This is a genomic window from Salipaludibacillus daqingensis, assembly GCF_029891575.1.
Taxonomy (GTDB): domain Bacteria; phylum Bacillota; class Bacilli; order Bacillales; family Salisediminibacteriaceae; genus Salipaludibacillus; species Salipaludibacillus daqingensis.
Window position 1 is genome coordinate 73,839 of the sequence record NZ_JARZHF010000012.1, and the last position, 20,906, is coordinate 94,744.

At 35.4% G+C, this 20,906-nt stretch carries 23 protein-coding genes, 1 tRNA gene and 2 pseudogenes; 11 read left to right on the forward strand and 15 right to left on the reverse strand.

What is annotated here, in order from left to right; all coding sequences use genetic code 11:
• Positions 1-344: 344 nt before the first annotated feature.
• The gene (locus QDN89_RS19875) at positions 345-482 is read right to left on the reverse strand and encodes a hypothetical protein (protein WP_280771923.1); all 138 of its coding nucleotides are present in this window, start codon (positions 480-482) and stop codon (positions 345-347) included.
• 199 nt (positions 483-681) lie between these two features.
• A pseudogene (locus QDN89_RS19880) lies at positions 682-879 on the reverse strand (Rdx family protein); the annotation flags it as partial.
• A gap of 218 nt (positions 880-1,097) precedes the next feature.
• Between QDN89_RS19880 and selD the strand changes: the two are divergent.
• On the forward strand, positions 1,098-2,120 hold the full coding sequence (gene selD, locus QDN89_RS19885; protein ID WP_425335431.1) for a selenide, water dikinase SelD: 1,023 nt from the start codon (positions 1,098-1,100) through the stop codon (positions 2,118-2,120).
• A gap of 68 nt (positions 2,121-2,188) precedes the next feature.
• Positions 2,189-3,064 (forward strand): selenium metabolism-associated LysR family transcriptional regulator, encoded by an 876-nt coding sequence (locus tag QDN89_RS19890; protein ID WP_280771925.1) that lies wholly within the window; start codon positions 2,189-2,191, stop codon positions 3,062-3,064.
• 102 nt (positions 3,065-3,166) lie between these two features.
• Here QDN89_RS19890 and selB read toward each other — a convergent pair whose 3' ends face one another.
• On the reverse strand, positions 3,167-5,065 hold the full coding sequence (gene selB / locus QDN89_RS19895) for a selenocysteine-specific translation elongation factor (RefSeq protein ID WP_280771926.1): 1,899 nt from the start codon (positions 5,063-5,065) through the stop codon (positions 3,167-3,169).
• Between the two features lie 239 nt (positions 5,066-5,304).
• Here selB and QDN89_RS19900 point away from each other — a divergent pair.
• A tRNA-Sec gene (locus tag QDN89_RS19900) sits at positions 5,305-5,401 on the forward strand.
• A gap of 240 nt (positions 5,402-5,641) precedes the next feature.
• On the opposite strand, the gene QDN89_RS19905 is transcribed toward QDN89_RS19900, so the two are convergent.
• On the reverse strand, positions 5,642-6,118 hold the full coding sequence (locus tag QDN89_RS19905) for a DinB family protein (protein WP_280771927.1): 477 nt from the start codon (positions 6,116-6,118) through the stop codon (positions 5,642-5,644).
• Positions 6,119-6,463: 345 nt separating this feature from the next.
• Between QDN89_RS19905 and QDN89_RS19910 the strand changes: the two genes are divergently transcribed.
• The gene (locus tag QDN89_RS19910; protein ID WP_280771928.1) at positions 6,464-7,012 is read left to right on the forward strand and encodes a GNAT family N-acetyltransferase; all 549 of its coding nucleotides are present in this window, start codon (positions 6,464-6,466) and stop codon (positions 7,010-7,012) included.
• A gap of 130 nt (positions 7,013-7,142) precedes the next feature.
• Here the strand turns inward: QDN89_RS19910 and QDN89_RS22030 are convergent.
• A pseudogene (locus tag QDN89_RS22030) lies at positions 7,143-7,451 on the reverse strand (ASCH domain-containing protein); the annotation flags it as partial.
• Between the two features lie 219 nt (positions 7,452-7,670).
• On the opposite strand from QDN89_RS22030, the gene QDN89_RS19915 reads away from it, so the two are divergent.
• From QDN89_RS19915 to QDN89_RS19925, 3 genes are all read left to right on the forward strand, one after another.
• A complete protein-coding gene (locus QDN89_RS19915) occupies positions 7,671-8,423 on the forward strand; it encodes a gamma-glutamyl-gamma-aminobutyrate hydrolase family protein (RefSeq protein ID WP_280771929.1) in 753 nt (250 codons plus the stop codon).
• A 144-nt stretch (positions 8,424-8,567) separates the two neighbouring features.
• Positions 8,568-9,068 carry a YsnF/AvaK domain-containing protein gene (locus QDN89_RS19920; RefSeq protein WP_280771930.1) on the forward strand — a complete coding sequence of 167 codons (501 nt, stop codon included), beginning with the start codon at positions 8,568-8,570 and terminating at the stop codon, positions 9,066-9,068.
• A gap of 121 nt (positions 9,069-9,189) precedes the next feature.
• Positions 9,190-9,696, forward strand: a complete 507-nt coding sequence (locus QDN89_RS19925; protein ID WP_280771931.1) for a YsnF/AvaK domain-containing protein — start codon at positions 9,190-9,192, stop codon at positions 9,694-9,696.
• 72 nt (positions 9,697-9,768) lie between these two features.
• Here the strand turns inward: QDN89_RS19925 and QDN89_RS19930 are convergent, their stop codons facing one another.
• The 3 genes from QDN89_RS19930 to QDN89_RS19945 all read right to left on the reverse strand — a co-directional run bounded on the left by QDN89_RS19930 (position 9,769) and on the right by QDN89_RS19945 (position 11,926).
• Positions 9,769-10,191, reverse strand: coding sequence for a hypothetical protein (locus tag QDN89_RS19930; RefSeq protein ID WP_280771932.1), 423 nt, complete (start codon positions 10,189-10,191; stop codon positions 9,769-9,771).
• A gap of 33 nt (positions 10,192-10,224) precedes the next feature.
• Positions 10,225-10,779 (reverse strand): GNAT family N-acetyltransferase, encoded by a 555-nt coding sequence (locus QDN89_RS19935; protein ID WP_280771933.1) that lies wholly within the window; start codon positions 10,777-10,779, stop codon positions 10,225-10,227.
• 364 nt (positions 10,780-11,143) lie between these two features.
• Positions 11,144-11,926, reverse strand: a complete 783-nt coding sequence (locus QDN89_RS19945) for a class I SAM-dependent methyltransferase (RefSeq protein ID WP_280771934.1) — start codon at positions 11,924-11,926, stop codon at positions 11,144-11,146.
• Positions 11,927-12,187: 261 nt separating this feature from the next.
• Between QDN89_RS19945 and QDN89_RS19950 the strand changes: the two genes are divergently transcribed.
• Complete coding sequence (locus QDN89_RS19950) at positions 12,188-13,111, forward strand: S66 peptidase family protein (protein WP_280771935.1); 924 nt, start codon at positions 12,188-12,190, stop codon at positions 13,109-13,111.
• A gap of 124 nt (positions 13,112-13,235) precedes the next feature.
• Here the strand turns inward: QDN89_RS19950 and QDN89_RS19955 are convergent, their stop codons facing one another.
• On the reverse strand, positions 13,236-13,706 hold the full coding sequence (locus tag QDN89_RS19955) for a hypothetical protein (RefSeq protein WP_280771936.1): 471 nt from the start codon (positions 13,704-13,706) through the stop codon (positions 13,236-13,238).
• Entirely contained in the window at positions 13,703-13,912 is a 210-nt protein-coding gene (locus QDN89_RS19960; RefSeq protein ID WP_280771937.1) for a helix-turn-helix transcriptional regulator, read from the reverse strand. The genes QDN89_RS19955 and QDN89_RS19960 overlap by 4 nt, the downstream gene beginning before the upstream one ends.
• A gap of 539 nt (positions 13,913-14,451) precedes the next feature.
• Between QDN89_RS19960 and QDN89_RS19965 the strand changes: the two genes are divergently transcribed.
• Together QDN89_RS19965 and QDN89_RS19970 are read left to right on the forward strand one after the other, a co-directional pair.
• On the forward strand, positions 14,452-15,522 hold the full coding sequence (locus QDN89_RS19965; RefSeq protein WP_280771938.1) for a MotE family protein: 1,071 nt from the start codon (positions 14,452-14,454) through the stop codon (positions 15,520-15,522).
• Between the two features lie 19 nt (positions 15,523-15,541).
• Positions 15,542-15,694: a hypothetical protein gene (locus tag QDN89_RS19970; RefSeq protein WP_280771939.1), complete on the forward strand. Its 153-nt coding sequence runs from the start codon at positions 15,542-15,544 to the stop codon at positions 15,692-15,694.
• Between the two features lie 286 nt (positions 15,695-15,980).
• On the opposite strand, the gene QDN89_RS19975 is transcribed toward QDN89_RS19970, so the two are convergent.
• From QDN89_RS19975 to QDN89_RS19985, 3 genes are all read right to left on the reverse strand, one after another.
• On the reverse strand, positions 15,981-16,847 hold the full coding sequence (locus QDN89_RS19975; RefSeq protein WP_280771940.1) for a GNAT family N-acetyltransferase: 867 nt from the start codon (positions 16,845-16,847) through the stop codon (positions 15,981-15,983).
• A gap of 41 nt (positions 16,848-16,888) precedes the next feature.
• Complete coding sequence (locus QDN89_RS19980; protein ID WP_280771941.1) at positions 16,889-17,938, reverse strand: two-component system sensor histidine kinase NtrB; 1,050 nt, start codon at positions 17,936-17,938, stop codon at positions 16,889-16,891.
• A 156-nt stretch (positions 17,939-18,094) separates the two neighbouring features.
• Positions 18,095-18,976 (reverse strand): hypothetical protein, encoded by an 882-nt coding sequence (locus QDN89_RS19985; RefSeq protein ID WP_280771942.1) that lies wholly within the window; start codon positions 18,974-18,976, stop codon positions 18,095-18,097.
• A gap of 253 nt (positions 18,977-19,229) precedes the next feature.
• Here QDN89_RS19985 and QDN89_RS19990 point away from each other — a divergent pair, with 253 nt between their 5' ends.
• Entirely contained in the window at positions 19,230-19,649 is a 420-nt protein-coding gene (locus QDN89_RS19990) for a DUF2621 domain-containing protein (RefSeq protein WP_280772003.1), read from the forward strand.
• Between the two features lie 57 nt (positions 19,650-19,706).
• Here the strand turns inward: QDN89_RS19990 and QDN89_RS19995 are convergent, their stop codons facing one another.
• Together QDN89_RS19995 and QDN89_RS20000 are read right to left on the reverse strand one after the other, a co-directional pair.
• A complete protein-coding gene (locus QDN89_RS19995; RefSeq protein ID WP_280771943.1) occupies positions 19,707-20,234 on the reverse strand; it encodes a CcdC family protein in 528 nt (175 codons plus the stop codon).
• Between the two features lie 57 nt (positions 20,235-20,291).
• On the reverse strand, positions 20,292-20,906 hold the full coding sequence (locus tag QDN89_RS20000; RefSeq protein WP_280771944.1) for a hypothetical protein: 615 nt from the start codon (positions 20,904-20,906) through the stop codon (positions 20,292-20,294).

Sequence of the window (20,906 nt, forward strand, 5' to 3'; positions counted from 1 at the left end):
ATCTTCCTCCTTTCTGATAATTGGTATATTAACGCTCAGACACTTCTATTAATTTCCATTTATAAAACTTGTATGCATTGGTCATTCTAATTAGTGAGGAAGGTCAATAACCTTCTTCAACGAGTGAATGATATTGTTTTTGTACAGGATTCGTTGATATAACCTTGAGGGGTGGTACGCTTGGCCTACTAACGTAGCAAGAAAAGCAGAAACATCAGTAAAGGAAGTAAAAACGAAAGTAATGAGGTGTTAACAAAAGATAAACATCGACTTTACCCTAGAAGAAAGACACATTCACTCGAGAAAAAGGTGGTCCTTGGAGACCACCTTTTTCATATGTACCTTTATTCACCTTTGCCAAATGTTTCACGCTCTCGTGCAATCTCTTGTTGATCTTTGTAATCTTTTGCAAAACCAGCAGCATAAATAGCTAGTCCAATTCCTAAACCAATCCCCAAACCTTTAAAAAATTTCTTTAACATTTCGGTCTCCCCCTTCGATACATAAATAAAAACGATTATCTCTTATTATTATACAAAAGTTGCAAGCAGATGAAAACACCAAAAGAGATGTCTCAAAAGTTTCAGCAATTTCTTTTAAGACATCCCATCCCCATTTTCATGTTAAAAACGATTTGAATATAATCGATATTCCACTCGTCAATCCCTATTATAAAGCTTTCTAACCATAATTTTTGATTGATTCGATTTCATTAATCAGTTCTTTATGATCAGGGAATCGATCTGTCTCCCATTTAGAGAATATTTTCTTCCCATTTACAGAGACTTCGAAAACACCGCCTGAACTAGGAATTAATTTCATCTCTTCAATATCCGTTCTTAAATCTTCAAACACGTCTTCTGCGAAACTCGCAGCTTTAGGCGCATAATTTCACTGCATGCAAAATTCTACGGTGATGTTCAATTTCATTATAAAAAACTCCTTTGTGAAAGTTTTGTGAATTTTTTGTACGTTGACTTACATTTTAAAAGATCATTTGTCGAAGGTCAATGAAAAGGTTTATAATGGATGATAGTAAAGGAGGTGCTTACAGTATGGTAAAAAATATATTTTCTTCTAACAAACGTTTAACATCAATGACAAAAAAAGCCGGTTGAGGATGCAAAATTGGTCCTGATGACCTGGCGCAAGTTTTGCGTCATTTACCTTCTAAAGATGAAGATGAGCGACTCCTTGTTGGATTAGATACATCAGATGATGGCGGCGTCTATCAATTAACAGACGACATTGCATTAGTGCAAACGGTCGATTACTTTACACCTATCGTAGATGACCCATATATGTTTGGCCAAATTGCAGCGGCCAATGCGCTAAGTGATGTTTATGCCATGGGTGGAGAACCGAAAACGGTTTTAAATATCGTTGGGTTTCCAATTAAAAAGCTTTCCCATGAAATTCTAGCTCAAATTTTAAAAGGGGCATCTGATAAAACGAAAGAAGCAGGTGCTGTTATTGCTGGAGGCCATTCCATTGATGATCAAGAGCCAAAATTTGGATTAAGTTGCACAGGAATTGTCCATCCAGACAGAATTTTTAAAAATGTCGGTGCCAAACCAGGTGACAAATTAGTCTTAACGAAACCACTTGGTGTAGGCATTTTAACGACCGCTATTAAATTCGGAAAAGCTTCTGAACAAGAAGAAGAAGCTTCTACGAACACGATGGCAACACTAAATAAAGTGGCAGCGGAAGTTCTAAAAAGCTACCATCCTCATGCTGTGACAGACGTAACGGGCTTTGGTTTGCTTGGTCATGGTTACGAAATGGCAAGTGGCAGCGACGTTAGTTTTGACATTAGCTATGGCAGTGTTCCATTGATCGATGGAACATTAAAACATGCCAAAGGCGGTGTCATCCCTGGTGGCGCTAGAGATAACCATGCTTGGTTAAGCCCAAACATTACGTACGATTCATCTTTGAAAAAGCACGATCAGCTAATTCTTTGCGATTCGATTACGAGTGGCGGATTATTAATTAGTCTTCCAGCAGAAGAAGTCGATGGGTACATTAATGAAATGAACGAAAAAGCACCCTTTGCCGCTGTTGTCATAGGTGATGTTACAGAGAAAAAAGAGAAAGACATTTATGTTTCGAAATAGAAAGACAAAAGGTCGCACGTTTGCGACCTTTTTCTTTCGATTTTGGATGGACAGGAGGAGTCAATTCAATGAACGTCAAACGGTTGGAAACGTTTATTACGTTAATAGAAACGAAAAGTTTTTCTAAAACAGCACAAAAACTAAACATGACACAACCTGCAGTAAGTCAACAACTGAAGTTATTCGAAAAAGAAATGGGTACGGCCTTGCTAGATCGCGAACGTTTCACGTTAACCAAAACCGGTGAAATTGTTCTTACAAAAGGCCGAGAAATCGTTCAGTCTATTGAAAATATGCAGACAGAAGTGAAATTAGCTGATCACCAAATTGCTGGATTATTGAAGTTGGGGGCTAGCACCGTAGCTAGTACGCATTTAATACCTCGTTTATTAGCATCGGTGACACAAAAACATCCGTCCCTTCGCTTTCATATTCAAGTAGCAGATACGATGCAAATGATTAAAAAAGTTTACGACGGCGATTGTGACTTAGCGATTGTAGGCACGGATAAAGTTGATCATTCATTCGTTTCACACCCCGTTTATACCGATCGTTTCGTCTTGATTGCTTCTCCTGAGTGGAATATAGAATCTGACATGGAATCTATCGTAAAAAAACCGTTTATTTCACGGGAAAAAACAAGCGGAACGCAACATGAAGTAGAGAAATTATTAAAAAGAGAAAAAATTTCAATAAATGAGATGAACAGCATCGCAACGGTACAAGATACGGAAGCGGTTATTGCTTTTGTAGAAAACGGATTAGGCATATCAATCATTTCTCAATTATCTGGATCAAAGGCGATCGAAGAAAAAAGAGTACAGGTTGTTCATATGTTTGACTCCACAAGAACCTTCTCTCTCATTTATCATCGGAACAATGAAAATGATCCAGTTATTCAAGCAGTAAAAACCATCTGTAACACAAACTGGGACGGAAATTAATTTCCGTCCCAGTTTGGTTCTGCTAGTATTCTGTGTTGAATTTGAAAAGTCAAAATACTTTAACATAGCCTTTTATTTCAGTTTTCGTCAACTATTATTCTCTTAATACTCCGGCTTCTTAAGCCACACCCGCTCATTATCTTCTCGTTTCGTAAAACCTGATTGATCAATTTTCTCCATCATCGGAACTAAATATTTCCGAGTTAGACCAAGGACCTGTTTCGCGTCTTGTAATGTGAATCGGTCTTCTGTTTGTTCATATAAATCATTCATTGCTTGCCTAAACGATGAAACAGATAGTAAGTGTTTCTCATCCATTTCCATCACTCGTTTTTGTCGGATAAGAAAATGCTTTAACTCTTGTGCCCATTGTTCAGGAAGTCCGGCTCTTTCCACAATCATTGCTATAGGTTCAACCTCTAATCCTTGTTTCATTAACGTCTCTTCCACTTGCTTCATTCGCTTTTCCCATTGCTTTGGATATCCAGGTTCAAATGTCACGGAAGCAACTGCAGAACCGCTTTTCTTAAATTGCTTATCACGGATGCCTTTATCGATGACAGAAGATGCCACTTCTTTTCCATAAGAGGCTAAGTCTTGCTTTAATTGTGCTAATTCCATTCCATCTCGAAGGGGATATTCCTTGTGATATGTGAGCAATTCTTCTTCGATGATTTCTAACATTTCTTCGTAAGTCATCGCTAAAACATAGTTCTCGCCGAAACGTAATAATGTTTCCTCTTCTAAAAGAGGGGCAACAAACTCTGTAAACTCTTCATCGGATAACGACAACTCTGCACACGCTTCTTTTTTCGATAATGATTTCTTTAATTTTAATAAGTCCATCAGTCTTTCCGTTGGAGATCCTTCTTTTTTTCGCTCCAATTTTTCAATCGTTTCTTCCCCGAATTTATAACGATCTCCTTGTGGATCAATGACAATTCCACCGCCTATCGTCTCCATTGGTGAAGGCCGGCGCAAAATAAATCGATCCCCACGCTTTGTCACAACTGGATCATCAAGACGAAGCTGACAGAGAACGTTTTTATCATCTGTTAATTCATTTCGATCGAAAAAGACAATTTTCCCGTAAACTTCCGCAGTGCCAATATGTAATTTAATATAACCTCTTTGTTTCACCGGGTATTTCAATTGATCAACCGTGTCTAACGAAATATCGATTGTATTCGTTGTACTATAATGTTGAGTTGACACAAGAACATCACCGCGACTTAGTTCATGTTTGGACACGCCACCTAAGTTGATAGCAACCCTTTGCCCTGCTCTCCCTGATTTTTGGGCTTCATGATGCACTTGAAGTTGCCTTGCACGGACTTTCTTTTTTTGCGGAAGAATTTCCAACGTATCTCCTTCATGCACTTCCCCTTCATAAACGGTTCCACGGACGACCGTCCCTTGGCCATGAACTGTAAATACTTGGTCAATGGGCAGACGAAACGCTCCTTTGGAATTTTTCATTGGGATCGTAGACAATCGGCGCTTGATCTCCTCGCGCAACTCTGGAATCCCTTTTTGTGAAAGGCTATCAACAAAAAGTAATTCAGATCCTTCAAAAAACGTCCCTTCCACTTGATCAGAAATATCCGCTTCTATCAGTTCAATCATATCCTCTTCCACTTGATCCATTTTTGTGACAACAATGAGCCCTTGGTGAATCCCTAACAAGTTTAAGATATCCAAGTGCTCCACTGTTTGTGGCATGACCCCTTCATCCGCTGCAACAACGAGAATCACTAGGTCAATTCCTGCTACTCCTGCAATCATTTGTCTAATAAATTTCTCATGCCCAGGCACATCAATGACCGATACTTGCGAGTCATCGTCCAATTTCAATGGTGCGTACCCTAATTCAATGGATATCGATCGTTCCTTTTCTTCTTTTAAACGATCTGTATCTATGTTTGTTAATGCTTTTGTTAACGTTGTTTTGCCGTGGTCGATATGCCCCGCCATACCAATCGTATAAAATCGTTTCGACATCATGACCCCTCCAATGATTTCCCTTTAAATTCAACGAATTCTTCATTTATTTTACCATACCAATGAAGTGAAATCTTTGCAGACACTTTTTCTGATCGTAAAAATATAATGAAGTCCTTTAAACCGAAGAACTATTAATCATGTTTTTAGCCATAAACGTTTAAGGGGGATTCATTTTAGTAAAAAAGGTTGCGAAGATGTTATTTCACGATTATAATTAACTATGTTCTTAAAACTAAGGGGCCGGATGTGTAGCTGGTGCTTGCCGAGGTCTTCAAAACCTTCAGGGAGGCGCGTGCCGTCTCCGGTGGGTTCGATTCCCACACGGTCCCGCCAATTTTAACTTTAAACGTGAAATTTTCTCAACCATCTATTCTAAACCATAGATGGTTTTTTTATGAATAAAAACAGTAATTAGTGCCATGAAAACTACGACTAGAGTAGTTAACTCAACTACAATTAAAAACATCGTGAAAGCCCCTTTTACTTCTACTATTTGTTCTCTCTCGTATAAAACCAAATTACTGTATGAAGAAATGTACTACTCATATAACACATATTTGTCTTATCACCTGTCTACAAATGGTTACTTGAAAATCGCTTCAGAAGTTTAATAGTATTAAAGTGCAGACCCTCGTGGTAAAGGGAGAAGCTTAAAAATTCTCCGATCGTCATTAACGTTAATCCGCTACTTGTTGTATACGGTTCGTTTACTTTTTCATCTATGCGATTTCCTAATTCTTTTTGAATCCGATTTGGTTGCTCTGTAAGCATTTCAAGCAATTTATCAATACTTGGATGCTCCTCGTTCCAATCATTAGGTTTCGTACCTCTTGCAAATAACCGTTCAAAGTTTTCTGGTAGTTGCATCGCTTCGTTAGCAGCATGAAAAGCTAACTTCTCTTGGATAACGTAAATATGCCCTAGGTTCCACCTCACATTGTTGTTAAAATTTTCTGGAACGTTATCCAATTCTTTTTCTGACAGTCCCTTTACAGCATTCGTCGTAAGCTGACGAACAAATGAAAGTTGCTTAATCACACTTGGATCCATCATATCTCTCCATTCTTTTATTTTCCCCTTTTAAAAAGTGTATATAAGTCTTTTTAATAGGAATCATGAAATAGTATATTCAACCAACTCAAATAGTTTCCGCTCTTCCGATTTTCAACTAATATTTATGAAACATATGACATTTCTGAAAAGTGAATAGTTTATTGATCCATAAAATCAGTCTAGACTATAATTTTCTATCTTGTAGTGAACTACTATTTAGTAAAGTTCACCATATTTAAAATTCTCTTTCTAATTGTCATTGTGTCGATTTTATAAATATACTTTTGGCTCATTTATTGATAAACTCAACACTATAAATCGATTGAGAGGAGAGGTTACAATTTGATTATTCGACAAGCAAAACTAGATGATTGGAAAGGTATTGCCCACGTCCATGTTGACTGTCTTCATTCAGCATACTCCGAGACTTTACCTTCTAACACTCTAGAAAAGTTTACTTATATAGACCGTGAAAAAAGATGGCAAAAAGATCTTCAAAAATCGATAAATGGCGGAACGATGACGTATGTAGCAGAAGATCAAAACAATGAAATCGTAGGATTTGCATTAGGTGGGACGATGAGAGATGCTCGGTTACGGATTAAATACACAGGGGAAATTTATGGGTTGTATGTCCACCCCGATTATCAAGGGCAAGGTCTTGGTAAAAAACTATTCGAAAGTGTAGCAGAGCACCTTGCATCCGTCCACTTTTCTTCTATGGCATTATGGACGTTTGGAAATCTTGACTCATGTTCATTTTTCAAACACCTTGCCGGACAACAAGTATATGAAAAGAAAACAACGGTAGGTGGGAAAGAATTAGTAGAATACGCCTATGGATGGGATGACATAAACTCTCTTACCGTGTTATCGGAAGATCTGAATTAACAACAGAAAGGGTGGCTGACGTTTCACAGCTACTCTTTCTTTACTCGTTCTTTCTGATTTTTAGATAACAAAAACTAATTCGTATGACAATGAATTGTTGCATAGGAATTCTACCCTTCTCCATTCCATTTTAACAGCATAAGCTTATTGTTATTGCTAATGTCCCACATTGGTTTTCTTTTTCAGGTGAATAGATCTCATAAATGGTTTCCAACATCTCATCCATTGGTTTTCCTTCACAATTTAATTCTTGAAATGGAATGTCTTCATACATTTGCTTAAAATTTTTGTACTTTCTAAGGTTGATCACTTCAACAATAATCGTATCTTTTTGGGATGATAATTTTTGAAATTCAATCCTATCACCTACCTTAATTTTTCTTCTCTTTTCATCATTTAAACGGATCTCAACTGCTTTTTTTCCTTGTTTGACTGCATCAAAATATTCTTCATAACCTCATTTTATGTACCATTCATTTCTCCTTTTTCTGAACATCTGACCAAGTAAAAGTAATATAACTGTAAGAATCCTTTTAACTTATTCAACATCTGAGAAAGGACCTCCTTTGTTTTTTACAATAATATAGGAATGATTATTGTATTTGATTAGAATAAATGAATAATGAACGATACCTAGACATATTTTTGGAGGGGAATAATGACAAAGCCTATGATCGGAGTCTTACCATTGTACGATGCAGCTAAAGATAGTTATTGGATGTTACCTGGCTATATGAAAGGGTTGGAGGAGACGGGAGGAATACCAGTGATGCTTCCCCTAACGACTAATAAAGAAGATATTTTCGATATTGCCAAATCATTTGATGGTTTTCTATTTACGGGAGGTCAAGATGTTCATCCAGCAATGTATGGAGAAGAACGAGAAATATTTTGTGGAGAAACTTGTACTGAAAGAGATGAAATGGAGAAATTACTATTTAACCGACTAATGGAATTGGACAAACCGGTCCTCGGTATTTGTCGCGCTATCCAATTATTTAATGTTCTCTTAGGAGGAACGCTTTATCAAGATATCCCATCTCAGCGTAAGTCGGATGAAGTGATTGCACACAAACAACATCCGCCATATGATAAACCCGTTCACGACATTTTTATAAAAAAAGAAAGTCTACTGCATTCCATCGTAAAAACAGATGTGATGAAAGTTAATAGCTATCACCATCAAGGAATTAAAACGCTCTCTCCCCATTTAACTTCGATAGCAAAAGCACCTGATGACTTAATTGAAGCGGTTTCTATGCGAAATAAAAAATTTATCTTAGCTGTTCAATGGCATCCAGAGTTTAGCTATAAATCGGACGAGCACAATTTCAGCTTATTTAAAGGATTTGTAGAGCAGATTAAAAACATGATGAGTAGTGATACAAAACGAACATCTGCACAGGGTTAGTATTTGTTATTTGATGTTTTATATGCGAAGCGGCTTTTTGGGGAATCGATTGAAATCGGTCTTTTTATTCAGGGTATCTTTCCTTCCTTAGGGAAAGATAAAAGATGTATCACCTGTTGAAAACATTTCAAGGAGGCCTTCACAATGAGCTTTTTCGATTGGTTTAACGAGAAAGAAGAACCGCAGAAAAATAAGCGAAAAGAAAAACGTGATGCATCTCAAGTAACAGATACAGAATTCGCTTCGGAGAATGCACACTTAGATCTTCGTGAAGAAGAACTGGATATTGACAAAGATCGCATGGAAACTGGAGAAGTTGCTGTTCATAAGGATATTACGGAAGAAGAGCAAACCGTTAACGTTCCCGTATCCCATGATCAAGTAGTCATTGAACAAAAATCTGTGGATCACGAACCAACAGATGAACCTATCACAGAGGAAGAAACGGTTCATATCCCAGTTACAGCAGAAGAAGTCGATGTCGATAAACACACGGTTATCACAGGGGAAATTTCTGCCGAGAAGCGGGATGTGGAAGAAACAGAACAAGTTCGAGATGTCATTCACAAAGAAGTTGCAGATGTAGACGTTAAGGGAGAAGCAGATGTTAAAACAAAAGGTGATACAACCTTAGATAGAGAATAAATCTCGTTGGAATTTCCTTGGGGTGACTTTAAAGGTAACGATTACCTTTTCAGTCACTTCTTTTTTTTCATATTAATAACATTATGGAACATAATAATAAAAAACTTCAGGAGGAATATCAATGGTTAAATATGTTGTTACAGGAGCCATCATAGGATATATTATTGCATGGATATTGAATGTGCCCGTCTCAGGAGGGCTAGTTCTTGGAGCTGCAGTAGGCGGCATGAGTTATACGTTTCAACTGAACAGAAAATCATCCAGAGAAGAAACATTAGAATCCGATGATGATAAAAAGATGCAACTTAAAGAAGAACAGTTACATGTTCGTAAAAATCGTGTCCAAACAAACGAAGTTGACATTCGCAAAGATGTGATTGAAGAACAGAAAACATTCTCCATCCCTGTTAGACGAGAAGAAATGGTTATTGAATCTGGCGATGAAGAAGAATTCCGAATTCCTTTAAAAGAAGAACAGATTGAAATTAATAAGGAGCCAGTTAAAATAAATGACGTTTCTGTTTCTAAACGTCAAAAAAATGAAGTTGAACAAGTAACGGACACGTTAAAAAAAGAAAAAGCAGCTATAAAAACGGACGGTAAAGTAGATATTCAAGAGCATAAATAAATAATATCAAATGAGGGACGTCCCTCATTTGATCATTTACGTATTATCACATTAACTATTTTTTTCTTGAAATTACGGTTCCCAACCTAATTCATCGCTTTCAATTAATTGATAAAGTTCATTGTCACTGACTATTTCATAACTGCCAGAGTAACCTAAATGTGCCCCATTTTCACCTAAACCTAAATCATAAACATTTTTATTATCCGTATGAATAACTATCATATAATCAATTTTGGGAATTTCGTTGGATTTTTTCATCTCCATATTTAAAGGTTCTGACATTAGTTTTTCTATTCGTTCCTTATCTTCTGTCTTGAATTGACTATTTGCACGCATATTATCAATTTTAATTTTCTTTATTGTTTCCTCTTCACCTATCATCTCTGACATAACGTCTTCATATGTTGTATTTTTCATTTTATCGTATATAAAAACTCCGGTAACAATAAGAATAACGCTCAAAGCTAATTTAATCATACTGCTTTTTTTCATATCTACCTTCTCCTCAAAACATCCATCGTAATTCTAATATGATTCTTTATTAAGCCACTCATCTTTTAACAATCCATAAATAATTCTATTAAAGTACTTGCCGTTAAGTTTTTCGTAATCTCTAATTTCTCCTTCCTTCTTAAATCCTAACCGTTCTGGTAAAGCCTTACTTTTTAAGTTTTCCGTTGCAACGTTTATTTCTACTTTATTTAATTGTAAATTGTTAAATGCGTGTTCTATTAATAATTTACTTGCCTGAGTTGCTAAACCTATTCCCTGATAATTCTCCCCTAACCAATATCCTATTTCTGTTTTGTTGTTCGATAAATCAATATACAAATATCCAATAGAACCAGCAAGTTTTCCTTTATGCCAAATACCAGCCCAATACCCATTATTAGATGCAAATCTATTCAGAGATTTTTCAATAAATTCTCTCGTGTCTTGGATTTTAGTTGTTGCCGCAGGAAAATGAAGCCATTCACCTAAACTTAAACGATTTTCATCTATTAAATGATATAATTCTTCAGCATGCCTTTCTTCTAATAAAGCTATGTATGTCTTTTTATCTATCGTTACTTTAAACAAATGATTCATCCTTTCCTAAGTAAATTTATAGAAACGTTTTAAGCTAGTTTCAATTTTAGCATAATTACCCAAATGACATGCTATTTATCCTCCTTTGATTTTTACTCCTATTCATTTCTTCAACCATTATCGAAAACTCATAACAATCATTAAAAAACATGGAGATAAGAAAATCCCCATGTGTAGATTTGATACTTTTTATATTTTATACTGATTTTAAATCGACATTTTAAAAGCTTTAACGATAATCCCATCATTTGCAGAAATCGATAAATGATAATGCTGTTTAATCGCATCTAAGTCCGTTGTATCTCCAAATCCTGGCGTTTGATATAAACCTCCACCCCCTCGCTAAGATGTAGAATCACTTTGCTATTTTTTTGCAAATATAAATCATCTCATTACTAGCATTAGTTAATGGTGTCTCATTCCAATCTCCATAAACATGGACTATCTCAAATCCACTACTATTTAGTAAGCGTTCCATTTCTTTTGGAAAAACGTACCGTAAACTCAACTCTGTTTTGGATTCCTTGATTATATTCCCTTCATTGTTAATAAATCTTCTTGTCGTTTCATTATGCTGAAGCTGAGTAATGGAATCATACTCACTTTTTAAATAGACCTCTACTTTATATTTTGTTTCAGAATCTTCATAAGTTCTCCAATATTTGTTTTCGCTTGACTCCACTAATTCATCCTCCGAAGGAAACCTTGTTCCGAAGATGAATATTCCACCCATCACCAAATGTTTATTTACCGACTCTAAAAACTTGTCCTGGGCATGATTCGTTAAAAAGTGTTGGAACGAGTTTCCTATCGAATAAATGAAATGACTTTTTATATTTAAATGAAGTTGAGTGCAGTCTTGTTGAATAAAATCTATAGATAGATTTTGTTTCAAAGACTTTTTAATTGCTTCATCTAGCATCTTTTTTTCTAAATCAACACCTATAACGTTGTATCCTTTGTTTGCTAAAGGAATGGTGGCTCTTCCAGTCCCACATGCTAAATCAATGATTGTGCCTTTTACCCTAGAAGCCCACTTCAATATTAATGCTATATCCTGTTGAAAAGGTTCATTTTCCTTATCATATAAAACAGGATCATTGTATTCATCTAAATTATCATTTATATATTTTTTCAAAAAAATCACTCCTAAAAACACTTTAACTTCCTATATATTCATTTACTTTAACATATTTCCAATGCAATAAGGGTTTGACTCGGCGAACTCGAGAATGCTACTCGAGTAAACTTCGAGTCGTTATGAAAGGAATTAATTAGAGGGAAAGAATCAAAAAATTTTTAAAAACACCTTATAAAAAATAGTTTTTTTCATATAGTTATAAATAAAACGGCACTGTATTTTACGGATTTATGATGTGAATAAATGGGGAGGAATAGAATGGGAAATAGACCACCACTGTTGCAAGCAGGAGATTCTATTGGATTAGTTACTCCAGGAAGTCCTATCGATGCTAATATGATTAATGCTAGAGCTCAAAACTTGAGTGAAATGGGTTTTAATATCGTATTTGGACAAAATGTTTACTCATTTGATGGTATTGTAGCTGCTCCGGCTGAACAAAGAGCTGAAGATATCATGAACATGTTCATAAATCCGGATGTTAAAATGATTATGACGACAAGAGGAGGAACAGGCGTTCAAACCCTTCTTCCATATTTAGACTTTGATGTCATAAGGAATAACCCTAAAATAATCTCAGGTTACAGTGACATCACTGTACTACTTAATGCTTTGTATCAATTTAGTAATTTGATTACCTTTCATAGCCTCATGCTGATTGATTTCAGATTAGATACACCTGCATATAATTATAATCAATTTTTCGAAGCTACTTCTACATTGATTTCTCCTAGATCCATCCAAAACCCACCCAACATGCCACTCACTAGTTTAGTACAAGGAAACGTAACGGCCCCTATCGTTGGTGGAAACATGACGTCTCTTGTCAACACACTAGGTACACCATATGAAATTGAAACCACTGGAAAAATACTATTTCTAGAAGAAATCAATGCTCCTACTAATATGATTTATCGATATTTCACTCAACTATCTATGGCAGGTAAATTTCAAGATTGTATCGGGATTGTTATGGGGGAATGTACGAATTGTCTCGTATCTTATGGAACAACTTACACAGATTTAATAAATAATTGGTTAGTCCTTCTAGGAAAACCGCTGATGGTCAACCTTGCTACTGGACACGGATTTTATAAAGCAGCCATTCCAATAGGTGCTACCGTTAATCTTGATACAACAGAAAATACAATATCTGTGCTTGAGCCCTCTGTATCTAGTTAACATGAGGATTGTTTCATATAAAAGTAATGCTTATTTACAACAAACGAAGAGGGAACTCCTAAGCGCGAGTTCCCTTCATTATAAAAAGCCGCTTTTTATATATTTACAGTGAATTTGTTACAGCTTATTTATTATATTGAACATTCCACGAAACCATGTAAGTAACCACTTGTGTTAGTGGGAGTAAAAAAAAGATAATTATAGGGTAGTATGGAATCGTTTCAGATATAAACGGATAAAACAGAAGCAAACTAGCAATGATAGGAGTCGCATACATCATGCTGACATATGCCCTCCTAGTAGCTCGGCTAGTAATTTCCTTTTCTCGTTCATCACTTTCTTCAAATTCATCAGGTAATAGCAAAGATTTTGACCATAATTTATTTTTCTTCTTACTAAAACTTATGATGGAAACGATGCTTCCTACAAAAATAAGAATGATTAATGGTAAAATATTTAGTTCAAACATAACAGAGCGACTCGAATCATTAAAATATTTAGAAATATCAACTGATGCATAATAAAATGAAGTCAGTGCCCACCCAAACAATACTAGTAATAAAACGGAGATCAACACATTCCGATAAATGCTCATTGATTATCCTCCTCCAAAAAAAATATTTCTTCCATTTGCAAATCAAATATTCTTGCAATATTCATGGCCAGTAAAAGCGAAGGTGTATAACTTCCCTTTTCCAAAGCTACGATCGTTTGCCTCGTAACATTTACAGATTCTGCAAGAGAACCTTGCGTTAAATGATGCTTCGCTCTTAATTCTTTGACTCGGTTTTTTATTATCATAAAAACCACCCTTTTAACTAATCAACACCTCAATTGTAAATTAAACCATACTTTTTGTAAAGTTAACTATACATTTTTAAAAATATCACACCTGATTTTTTCGATTCCGTCTGTTTCAGGACACTCGTTTCCAAATTCCGTGACGACTGTCCCGACGTGAAACCCAAATCATTCGCATGTTTTGATATCCTGAAGAATAGTATATAAGTAGTCATTTTTTTGTTTACCACCATTCTTAAAAGATTTCATAAACCTCACTTGTTGCTATAACAAGAAATTTATCCTCATTCCAATTTTAGAAAAAAACTTTTACTTACATATAAACTTCGCTTTATGCCATACCTCAATCTACAACTTTTTAAATCAGCAATTCTGAGATTTTTAATATTATAAAAGTTCAATGAATCTATTCATAGAGAATAATCTTCTTGCAACTCAAGAATGTTCTTTAGAGCGATAAACCTCACTCATGAATTTACCGAAAGTTACATGGCTGATGATAGGACAGTAATAATAGATTAATGAAGGGAGGTTCTGTGATGATCGATAATAAAAGAAAACATAAGCTCATTGTTCTTTCTAAAGAATTAAATGATTTACTTAACGCTCTTCACGAATCATCAAAAAAAATTGATAAAGTAACACCTAAGTTAGTTTTGCATAATACTGCAGTATATCTGTGGAGAAACATACGTACAGTGAAGGGCCTCCTTACAGGGTTAGGTATCTCAGCCGGTTGGATAATCGCATACACGGCAGATGCATTTCATCACTTATTAAACCTACCTGCCAGTTCTATTCTTGTCCTATCGAGCATAATCATTCTACTGTCAGGCGCTCTTTTAAGAAACCTGGTCTTAAACGAAATGAGTACCGTCAGTAGTGAGATGTTTCACCTCGGTGTTTATGAAAAACGGAATAGAAGAGAGTATTTATCATTAATTTCAATGGCGAAGGAGAAAGACTTTATTCTCACTTTAAGGGAACAATTAGAATCGGAGTTAAATGAAGATATAGACAAATTGAAGTCTGAACTAAAGAAAAATAAAGAAGTAATCGAACAGAAATATGATGCCATCAATCAAAAAGATGATGCACTGAACATACTAATAGAGGAATTAGATCGTTCAGAAGCAGCGGCAATTTTTTTCAAAGAAAAGTCTGATTTTATGATCGACATTCTATATCAATTAAAATCAAAGTTAAATCTACTCGTAAATGATCAATTTAACTTGGACAACATTGACTTCGGTTCAAATTACACATTGTACAAAGTGGAAGAAAAAGGCCTGTCTATTATCGGTGCTTACGGTATAAATAATGCAGAGCTCGACGTATTTATCCCAATAGAAAGAGAAAACAATCCCTACATTCGATCTTTGAAAAAAAATCAGTCTAATCCTTTTATTCTGACAGATTTCATATCATGGAAAAGGACACTGCAAGATGGTTCGGAGTGGATAATGTCATTGCATTTAGACGACTCCAATCGAGACAAATTAAACATGAAAATAGAAACTGGCAAGTTAAATGTAACCATTACTCAGGAAGTTCTTTGGATTTGTTGCGAATTATTAAATAAATTTGCAGATGAGAACGGTGGGAGTTAGAAGAAAGGAGAGATTTTCAATGGGGCAAGTAGATAAAGATCGTCTATACTCTAAACAACTCTCCGATAACTATATTCTAAAGCATAAGCTTGATAACAAGCGTGCTCGAGAAAAAGCATTAAAAGCTTTAAATGACAAACATAATCTTTACGTAAAAAAAGCCGACAGTTAATCTGTCAGCTCATATCATTCATTACGACGCTTTTATCTCTTCGAAGCTAATCGGTTCTCTTATTTATCCAAAGCTTTCTTCGCTTGCTCCCTTGCCTTATCATTTCTATCTTTCATGTCCTGTACCATTTTATCCGCTAATTTTGCTGATTCTGATTTTCTCATATAAATTCCTCCAGATAATTGCTTTCTTACAACATCATTTCCAGTTCTTTTTCATCTTATTCGAAAAATGTGAAAACGGGAAAATGTACAAAAAAGCGACCATTCATAAACTGTCGCTTTCTTTATGCCTCATTCTTAATATCCATTCCATATAAAATCCAAGGAGAATCCACTTCAAATTTGTGATCATTAGGTAAAGTGATTACTTCTTCTTTCGTTAAATCCATCCATATGTAAGTTTCACCATCTGTATTTTTAACTAACTTGTTATATTCATTCGTGATCGTTTCCCATAATCCACGTTGTGTCGATATATCACTCCAAGGATAGACAGCATGTAAGTAATGATCTTTTTTTTGATCGTACTTCGTAATAAGGACGCGAGATTTATCTTCACTTTCAAAAAAGGACCATTTCTGTATATCTTCCTCTTGAAATAAATCATCTGTTGTTGGAAAAGTGTAATAACATTCATACGGAAATACTGACGGTGACTTTAAATATACTTCTTTGATCCACTCTTTTTTTTGATCGAGAGAAAGAATTGGATTCCACAGCTTTCCTCCTGTTTCAAGATTGGAGACATCGTTTGTAATTGCTCCATATAATTTTACATAACAATTTAACTTCTGTTTTTCTAGAACACGACGGGCTGCAGTATTATACTCCTGCGTATTCGCTCCTACCCAATGAATCCCATTCACTTGTGACGCTTCATTCATAATATGAGAAATCAATTCCGTAGCAAAATTGTTCCCCCTAAAACGACGGTCGCTTCTTAATCGACCTAACATTGCGTAGCGCCCCGCAAAAATCGAGTACCCTCCCATACTAACCATACGACTATCTATAAACATGCCGTACAAAGCGTGATTCCCTGAAGTCAATTTTTCAAATATTCGTCCGACGTAATCCTCTTCAAGTCCAGTATCCATTGCTTCAAAATATATATAATCTTTACTATGTAACTTTCTTATGCTTTTATCCATTGGTAAACCGCCTTTTTCGGCCTAAAATTATAAACTCAATATTACGATGGTAGATTAGTAAAACGAATATTGAATGTTGTGCCTTTTGGACTTGATGTATAATCTATTTTTGCATTATTTCTCTTCGCAATAGAAAAACAAATCGGAATTCCTAAACCTGTGCCCTCATCTTTAGATGTCACAAAAGGGGTTTCAATATTACCGATAATTTCTGCAGGGATTCCAGTACCCTCATCTATAATAGTTAATACTGTTTCACCTTTCTCCTCATATGTCTTAATTATAACTTTTTTCCCAACATGCATAGCATCTAAAGAATTATTCACCAAATTTAATAGTAGTTGTCTAATTTCGCTTTTATCAATTTGCAATTCAGAAATTTTACTCAAGTCTAAATCTACTAATTTCCCTTCTTTTGAAGCTCTCGTTTCAAGTAGTGGAAAAATTGTCGTTATTAATTCATTCAAACAACAAATTTCCACTTTCTCCGGTTTCACCTTTGCAATATCAAGGAATTCTGTAATGATATCATTCACACGGTTTACCTCATCAATCATCAAATGAACAACGCTGCTCTGCTTTATAAGTTCTTGATTTTCAGCCATTAATTGCAGAAAACCTTTCACACTCGTCAGTGGATTTCTAATTTCATGAGCAACCCCCGCTGCCATTTCTCCAATGACATTCAATTTTTCATAATGCGCCTTTATCTTTTCGCTTTCTTTTCTATCTGTAATATCGCTAAAAATGATGAAAAGTCCACTTTTATTAGGAAACAACTTCATTTCAAACCAACGTTTAGAGTACTTAGATATCATTTCAAATACGTGAGGTTTTTGTTCTTCAAACACCTTATGATAAAGATTATATACTTCCGTATCCGTGTAAATAGCTGATACATCCCATACGCTCTTTCCAATAAGTTCTTCTTTTGACTTGTTAAAAAATAGTTCTTCCACCTTTAAATAAGGTTCTGCTGCCCGATTAATAAATTCAAACTCCCAATTAGAATTTAAAAAATAACATGCTTCAGACATATTTTCTAATACATCGATCATATCTAATTTATTTTCAAATGACTTTGATGTCATTTAACGAACACCTCATTTCTACCTTCTAAAAAAACCAATTTATTGGACATTCTAAATTCGTTGCTATAATTGACTTTCGACATAAAAAGCTATATTCCTTCTTTAACCTGCTACCTAACATGACGAAAAATGAAACAATTTTACGATATCTAAAAATTATTGTTCCTCTCCCATCGCCATCCAACTTTCAAGATGATGAACGGCGAATCCTTTGAAAGAAGGGTCATCTTTGTATTTTTGATTCACGAGTACTAATTGCTCATTCATTTCACTCTTATTTTTACCATAAAAGCTAGTGTGCGATTCCGGTAACTCTATCGTTTCCACAGCGATAACAATATTTTTATCAAAATCAGTCCCCCACTGAATTTCTTGTTCTACTAGTTTGATAATGCCATTTTCACCCTCTGCTTGATTGCGATAAGCCATAATGGTGATATCATCTACTTCTTGCATCAGCCATTTAGCTAATGTTCCACTCCCAAATGAATTATCAAAATCGATTTCATCAAACCAAAAAGGAATATCGATACCAAAGGAAATACCTAAATTTGAGGCTTCTTGTGCCATGACATGTATGCTTGTTTGATAATCTAAAACGATCTCATCTCTTCTCTCATCCCAATCTTCTCGAATGTACGGTTCCAAATCTAAATGGATCCCTGTAAATTTTTCTGTTTCGCCTGCTTGTTTTTGATAGTCATTGAACCAATCTAGAAAAGTTTGATGTTCCTCTTCTCCCCATATTGGTGCCCCATCTAAGGCATGTACTTCTATACCATACTCCGCTAATCCCTCGATAAATGACTGATAAGATTCATAACCGACTGTCTCATTCGCTTGTAAATAGACAATTTTAATGTCATTAATGATTAAGTATTCTTTCATTTCTTCTCTGTTTTCTGAGGACTGAATCTTTTCTGTATTCCAAATCCATGTACTCACCATAGGTATATCATCCTTTTGCATTCGATAAATAGAAAGTGCTATGATAAATACAGATAATGATGCAAGTCCAACTAAAAACCGATGTTTCATCTTCATCACCTTTCTTTATGTACACGATGTATCCATTATATAATCAAAAACTCGATGAAGGTTTAGTTGTTTTAGTATTTCAGCGTTATTCCGTTTTTCCGAAGGGAGTCTCGTGGATTTTCCGCATCAAGACTTGTATTTACCTTAGTTAATTTGTATGGATTGTCCTTTCATTCTTTTCAGAACCGCTGAAGTATCGTAAAATGATAGATGGACAAGAAAGAGGTGTAAATCTGTGCCTGGTGATTTATTTATGTGGTTTATCGCATTATGGTCTTTAATGATCTTTATACTCGTCTCTATTGGCGGTTATTTCATGTTCCGAAAGTTTCTCAAAAAAATGCCAAAAGAAGATGGCAAATCGATCTTGGATTGGCAGGACTATTATATAAATGAGACGCTTCATTTATGGACAGATGAACAAAAAAAATTTTTAAATGAATTGGTTGATCCTGTGCCCGAACTCTTCCGTGACATTGCAAAAATGAAAATCGCTGGTAAAATCGGAGAATTAGCCATGGAAGAAAATGCATCTGAAATGCATGAGGCCCTTATTATTAGAGGGTATATTTTGGCAACACCAAAGCGAGATCACAAGTTTTTAAGAAAGAAATTAAAAGAAAAAGATATTGATGTGAAACCTTATGAGCCATACTTCCGTCAATCTTCTTAGCAAAATCGATACCTTAAAACCAGAGAAAAACCCAACACTTAGCGATGAATATTCCATCTAAGGTGTTGGGTTTTCTGGTTCTACTTTCCAATCTCGTTCTGTTTCTGATTTAAATAAATTCAGCTGTCTTTCTACCTCTTTGAACTTCACATACATCGCAATTCTCCATGGTAAAATCATCCCAAATGCTAGGATAAAAAACATTCCAGCCAGCACTTCATATTCGAAATAAATACCTAACGCTAACTTAAACACCAATCGGATTACAAGCAACCCAATTAATATGAATGGGAAAGCTTTCGAACGTTTCATATAAATATCTTTCCCGCGAATTTCAAACGAGGATGTTTTAATAAGAATAATCGAAAATAATAGTCCAACTGCAAACGCTTCGATCACTTCTAGCGACGTAATTTCACGTACAGGCGGATAGAGAAACATAAGAAATCCGGTGGACATAGCCAACGGTGGTATAAGGATTTTTTTTACATTTGCCGGTCGTTTCATCGCTTTCATTCGCACGAATAGTGCAAACATTGCCATAAACACAGCTAATATCATAAATATGATAGCATACAACGTCATCACTCCTACAAGTCAATCATCGTAAGTATTATAACATATTCAACATATTCATTCCTTTTATGCTTGAAAAGGAGCGATGAGAAAATAAATCACACCTAGTGATATAACGAGGTAAATACTTCGACCATAAATTGTATTTTTATTAAAAAAGATAGCTGCACCTGCTAACGCTATGCTATATAACCATACGTAATAAAAGTTGATCGGGTGAACGGTTTCTCCACCGACATCGAAGCCAATCATCCATGGCGATAAAGCACCTACTTCACGAACAAACAAAGAATGAAAGATTAATGCTGCAAAAACACCAACGAGCATACCTTCCCACATCTTGAATGGCCATTTATTTCGTATGTAAAAATACAAAAGGATCCCGAAAGATAATGCCGTTGCTGCTTCGACTGCCCAAGGTCCTCCAGAAAAGTAGATGACATTTCTCATATCTGTCACCATTCCTGGCTCTAGAACAAACGGCCATAACTTAAACACAAGTATCCAACTAATAAAAGCTAAAGTAATTTTATCGACAATTGCTTCTCTTTCTTCCACAGCCAGCCTTTTGAAGTAGATGGAAACAATCGTTAAACCGACTAGACCTGATAACATTAGAAAAAGAAGTTGCACGGATACTGTTAATGGTCCAAGAGACCACGTTGTTAAAGGATGTAACAC

What these genes read in the sequence shown, in the direction of transcription:
- QDN89_RS19875 (WP_280771923.1), bottom strand. Translation starts at nt 482, where the DNA reads ATGTTAAAGAAATTTTTTAAAGGTTTGGGGATTGGTTTAGGAATTGGA.
- QDN89_RS19890 (WP_280771925.1), top strand. Translation starts at nt 2,189, where the DNA reads ATGAACGTCAAACGGTTGGAAACGTTTATTACGTTAATAGAAACGAAA.
- selB (WP_280771926.1), bottom strand. Translation starts at nt 5,065, where the DNA reads ATGTCGAAACGATTTTATACGATTGGTATGGCGGGGCATATCGACCAC.
- QDN89_RS19905 (WP_280771927.1), bottom strand. Translation starts at nt 6,118, where the DNA reads ATGGATCCAAGTGTGATTAAGCAACTTTCATTTGTTCGTCAGCTTACG.
- QDN89_RS19915 (WP_280771929.1), top strand. Translation starts at nt 7,671, where the DNA reads ATGACAAAGCCTATGATCGGAGTCTTACCATTGTACGATGCAGCTAAA.
- QDN89_RS19920 (WP_280771930.1), top strand. Translation starts at nt 8,568, where the DNA reads ATGAGCTTTTTCGATTGGTTTAACGAGAAAGAAGAACCGCAGAAAAAT.
- QDN89_RS19925 (WP_280771931.1), top strand. Translation starts at nt 9,190, where the DNA reads ATGGTTAAATATGTTGTTACAGGAGCCATCATAGGATATATTATTGCA.
- QDN89_RS19930 (WP_280771932.1), bottom strand. Translation starts at nt 10,191, where the DNA reads ATGAAAAAAAGCAGTATGATTAAATTAGCTTTGAGCGTTATTCTTATT.
- QDN89_RS19950 (WP_280771935.1), top strand. Translation starts at nt 12,188, where the DNA reads ATGGGAAATAGACCACCACTGTTGCAAGCAGGAGATTCTATTGGATTA.
- QDN89_RS19955 (WP_280771936.1), bottom strand. Translation starts at nt 13,706, where the DNA reads ATGAGCATTTATCGGAATGTGTTGATCTCCGTTTTATTACTAGTATTG.
- QDN89_RS19960 (WP_280771937.1), bottom strand. Translation starts at nt 13,912, where the DNA reads ATGATAATAAAAAACCGAGTCAAAGAATTAAGAGCGAAGCATCATTTA.
- QDN89_RS19965 (WP_280771938.1), top strand. Translation starts at nt 14,452, where the DNA reads ATGATCGATAATAAAAGAAAACATAAGCTCATTGTTCTTTCTAAAGAA.
- QDN89_RS19970 (WP_280771939.1), top strand. Translation starts at nt 15,542, where the DNA reads ATGGGGCAAGTAGATAAAGATCGTCTATACTCTAAACAACTCTCCGAT.
- QDN89_RS19975 (WP_280771940.1), bottom strand. Translation starts at nt 16,847, where the DNA reads ATGGATAAAAGCATAAGAAAGTTACATAGTAAAGATTATATATATTTT.
- QDN89_RS19980 (WP_280771941.1), bottom strand. Translation starts at nt 17,938, where the DNA reads ATGACATCAAAGTCATTTGAAAATAAATTAGATATGATCGATGTATTA.
- QDN89_RS19985 (WP_280771942.1), bottom strand. Translation starts at nt 18,976, where the DNA reads ATGAAACATCGGTTTTTAGTTGGACTTGCATCATTATCTGTATTTATC.
- QDN89_RS19990 (WP_280772003.1), top strand. Translation starts at nt 19,230, where the DNA reads ATGTGGTTTATCGCATTATGGTCTTTAATGATCTTTATACTCGTCTCT.
- QDN89_RS19995 (WP_280771943.1), bottom strand. Translation starts at nt 20,234, where the DNA reads ATGACGTTGTATGCTATCATATTTATGATATTAGCTGTGTTTATGGCA.